General features: G+C 54.2%; 1 tRNA gene and 2 rRNA genes. All 3 read right to left on the bottom strand.

The annotated features are described in order from the left end of the window. Positions 1 to 2,796 (bottom strand): 23S ribosomal RNA (locus F3I20_RS23765); the annotation flags it as partial. 229 nt (positions 2,797 to 3,025) lie between these two features. Beyond that, positions 3,026 to 3,100, bottom strand: a tRNA-Glu gene (locus F3I20_RS23760). An 88-nt stretch (positions 3,101 to 3,188) separates the two neighbouring features. Beyond that, positions 3,189 to 4,728: ribosomal RNA gene (locus tag F3I20_RS23755) — 16S ribosomal RNA — on the bottom strand. Between the last annotated feature and the right edge of the window lie 2 nt (positions 4,729 to 4,730).

Below are 4,730 nucleotides of genomic sequence, written 5' to 3'. Positions count from 1 at the left end.
GTCAGGGAGAACTCATCTCGGGGCAAGTTTCGTGCTTAGATGCTTTCAGCACTTATCTTTTCCGCACTTAGCTACCGGGCAGTGCCATTGGCATGACAACCCGAACACCAGTGGTGCGTTCACTCCGGTCCTCTCGTACTAGGAGCAACCCCCCTCAATTCTCCAGCGCCCACGGCAGATAGGGACCGAACTGTCTCACGACGTTCTAAACCCAGCTCGCGTACCACTTTAAACGGCGAACAGCCGTACCCTTGGGACCTACTTCAGCCCCAGGATGTGATGAGCCGACATCGAGGTGCCAAACACCGCCGTCGATATGAACTCTTGGGCGGTATCAGCCTGTTATCCCCGGAGTACCTTTTATCCGTTGAGCGATGGCCCTTCCATTCAGAACCACCGGATCACTATGACCTGCTTTCGCACCTGCTCGCGCCGTCACGCTCGCAGTCAAGCCAGCTTATGCCATTGCACTAACCTCACGATGTCCGACCGTGATTAGCTGACCTTCGTGCTCCTCCGTTACTCTTTAGGAGGAGACCGCCCCAGTCAAACTACCCACCAGACACTGTCCGCAGCCCGGATAACGGGCCTACGTTAGAACATCAAACATTAAAGGGTGGTATTTCAAGGTTGGCTCCACGCAGACTGGCGTCCGCGCTTCAAAGCCTCCCACCTATCCTACACATCAAGGCTCAATGTTCAGTGTCAAGCTGTAGTAAAGGTTCACGGGGTCTTTCCGTCTTGCCGCGGGTACACTGCATCTTCACAGCGAGTTCAATTTCACTGAGTCTCGGGTGGAGACAGCCTGGCCATCATTACGCCATTCGTGCAGGTCGGAACTTACCCGACAAGGAATTTCGCTACCTTAGGACCGTTATAGTTACGGCCGCCGTTTACCGGGGCTTCGATCAGGAGCTTCTCCTTGCGGATAACCCCATCAATTAACCTTCCGGCACCGGGCAGGCGTCACACCGTATACGTCCACTTTCGTGTTTGCACAGTGCTGTGTTTTTAATAAACAGTTGCAGCCAGCTGGTATCTTCGACTGGCTTCGGCTCGGGGAGTAAATCCCTCCACCTACGCGCCAGCGTGCCTTCTCCCGAAGTTACGGCACCATTTTGCCTAGTTCCTTCACCCGAGTTCTCTCAAGCGCCTTGGTATTCTCTACCTGACCACCTGTGTCGGTTTGGGGTACGATTCTGTGTTACCTGATGCTTAGAGGCTTTTCCTGGAAGCAGGGCATTTATCACTTCAGCACCGTAGTGCCTCGTCATCACGCCTCAGCGTTAATAAGGGACCGGATTTACCTGGACCCTCCGCCTGCACGCTTAAACCGGGACAACCGTCGCCCGGCTGACATAGCCTTCTCCGTCCCCCCTTCGCAGTAACACCGAGTACAGGAATATTAACCTGTTTCCCATCGACTACGCCTTTCGGCCTCGCCTTAGGGGTCGACTCACCCTGCTCCGATTAACGTTGAACAGGAACCCTTGGTCTTCCGGCGAGCGGGCTTTTCACCCGCTTTATCGTTACTTATGTCAGCATTCGCACTTCTGATACCTCCAGCATGCCTCACGACACACCTTCAACGGCTTACAGAACGCTCCCCTACCCAACAACACCTAAGTGTCGCTGCCGCAGCTTCGGTGCATGGTTTAGCCCCGTTACATCTTCCGCGCAGGCCGACTCGACCAGTGAGCTATTACGCTTTCTTTAAATGATGGCTGCTTCTAAGCCAACATCCTGGCTGTCTGTGCCTTCCCACATCGTTTCCCACTTAACCATGACTTTGGGACCTTAGCTGGCGGTCTGGGTTGTTTCCCTCTTCACGACGGACGTTAGCACCCGCCGTGTGTCTCCCGTGATAACATTCTCCGGTATTCGCAGTTTGCATCGGGTTGGTAAGCCGGGATGGCCCCCTAGCCGAAACAGTGCTCTACCCCCGGAGATGAGTTCACGAGGCGCTACCTAAATAGCTTTCGGGGAGAACCAGCTATCTCCCGGTTTGATTGGCCTTTCACCCCCAGCCACAGGTCATCCGCTAATTTTTCAACATTAGTCGGTTCGGTCCTCCAGTTAGTGTTACCCAACCTTCAACCTGCCCATGGCTAGATCACCGGGTTTCGGGTCTATACCCTGCAACTTAACGCCCAGTTAAGACTCGGTTTCCCTGCGGCTCCCCTATACGGTTAACCTTGCTACAGAATATAAGTCGCTGACCCATTATACAAAAGGTACGCAGTCACCCCATAAAGAGGCTCCCACTGCTTGTACGTACACGGTTTCAGGTTCTGTTTCACTCCCCTCGCCGGGGTTCTTTTCGCCTTTCCCTCACGGTACTGGTTCACTATCGGTCAGTCAGGAGTATTTAGCCTTGGAGGATGGTCCCCCCATATTCAGACAGGATACCACGTGTCCCGCCTTACTCATCGAGCTCACAGCGCGTGTGCTTTTGTGTACGGGAGTATCACCCTGTACCCTGCGACTTTCCAGACGCTTCCACTAACACACATGCTGATTCAGGCTCTGGGCTGCTCCCCGTTCGCTCGCCGCTACTGGGGGAATCTCGGTTGATTTCTTTTCCTCGGGGTACTTAGATGTTTCAGTTCCCCCGGTTCGCCTTGCAGCACTATGTATTCATGCTGCAATGATGCACAGAGTGCACCGGGTTTCCCCATTCGGACATCGACGGCTGTAGCGGTTCATATCACCTTACCGTCGCTTTACGCAGATTAGCACGTCCTTCATCGCCTCTGACTGCCTGGGCATCCACCGTGTACGCTTAGTCGCTTAACCTCACAACCCACAGGCGTTTTTCAGCGCTGTAAGTCACGAGCATTTGAGAGACTCGACCATGTCGCGTTTTTCATTCTTATTACGGAGAATGAAAACGACACGTCGTTTCAATTTTCAGCTTGTTCCGGATTGTTAAAGAGCAAATATCTCAGACGCGTCTCCCTGCTCACGCAGCGAAAACGGTTTTGAGATACTGTATGGAGACACCTTTCACCTGTCACCAAGCAGGTGGCGTCCCCTAGGGGATTCGAACCCCTGTTGCCGCCGTGAAAGGGCGGAGTCCTAACCGCTAGACGAAGGGGACACGATAGTGTCACGACTTCGCAGCCGTCCTGCTCATTACTTTTTATCAGACAATCTGTGTGAGCACTGCGCGGGAAGGTATCTTCAGGTAAGGAGGTGATCCAACCGCAGGTTCCCCTACGGTTACCTTGTTACGACTTCACCCCAGTCATGAATCACAAAGTGGTAAGCGCCCTCCCGAAGGTTAAGCTACCTACTTCTTTTGCAACCCACTCCCATGGTGTGACGGGCGGTGTGTACAAGGCCCGGGAACGTATTCACCGTGGCATTCTGATCCACGATTACTAGCGATTCCGACTTCACGGAGTCGAGTTGCAGACTCCGATCCGGACTACGACGCACTTTGTGAGGTCCGCTTGCTCTCGCGAGGTCGCTTCTCTTTGTATGCGCCATTGTAGCACGTGTGTAGCCCTACTCGTAAGGGCCATGATGACTTGACGTCATCCCCACCTTCCTCCGGTTTATCACCGGCAGTCTCCTTTGAGTTCCCGACCGAGTCGCTGGCAACAAAGGATAAGGGTTGCGCTCGTTGCGGGACTTAACCCAACATTTCACAACACGAGCTGACGACAGCCATGCAGCACCTGTCTCAGAGTTCCCGAAGGCACCAATCCATCTCTGCCGAATTCTCTGGATGTCAAGAGTAGGTAAGGTTCTTCGCGTTGCATCGAATTAAACCACATGCTCCACCGCTTGTGCGGGCCCCCGTCAATTCATTTGAGTTTTAACCTTGCGGCCGTACTCCCCAGGCGGTCGACTTAACGCGTTAGCTCCGGAAGCCACTCCTCAAGGGAACAACCTCCAAGTCGACATCGTTTACGGCGTGGACTACCAGGGTATCTAATCCTGTTTGCTCCCCACGCTTTCGCACCTGAGCGTCAGTCTTTGTCCAGGGGGCCGCCTTCGCCACCGGTATTCCTCCAGATCTCTACGCATTTCACCGCTACACCTGGAATTCTACCCCCCTCTACAAGACTCAAGCCTGCCAGTTTCAAATGCAGTTCCCAGGTTAAGCCCGGGGATTTCACATCTGACTTAACAGACCGCCTGCGTGCGCTTTACGCCCAGTAATTCCGATTAACGCTTGCACCCTCCGTATTACCGCGGCTGCTGGCACGGAGTTAGCCGGTGCTTCTTCTGCGGGTAACGTCAATCGGCGCGGTTATTAACCGCACCGCCTTCCTCCCCGCTGAAAGTACTTTACAACCCGAAGGCCTTCTTCATACACGCGGCATGGCTGCATCAGGCTTGCGCCCATTGTGCAATATTCCCCACTGCTGCCTCCCGTAGGAGTCTGGACCGTGTCTCAGTTCCAGTGTGGCTGGTCATCCTCTCAGACCAGCTAGGGATCGTCGCCTAGGTGGGCCATTACCCCGCCTACTAGCTAATCCCATCTGGGTTCATCCGATAGTGAGAGGCCCGAAGGTCCCCCTCTTTGGTCTTGCGACGTTATGCGGTATTAGCCACCGTTTCCAGTGGTTATCCCCCTCTATCGGGCAGATCCCCAGACATTACTCACCCGTCCGCCACTCGTCACCCGAGAGCAAGCTCTCTGTGCTACCGTCCGACTTGCATGTGTTAGGCCTGCCGCCAGCGTTCAATCTGAGCCATGATCAAACTCTTCAATTTAA

It is taken from the genome of Candidatus Pantoea gossypiicola, from assembly GCF_008632075.1.
GTDB classification, from domain to species: Bacteria; Pseudomonadota; Gammaproteobacteria; order Enterobacterales; family Enterobacteriaceae; genus Pantoea; species Pantoea gossypiicola.
Note: the sequence above shows the minus strand (reverse complement) of the source record. Positions and strands in the feature narration are given on the sequence as shown.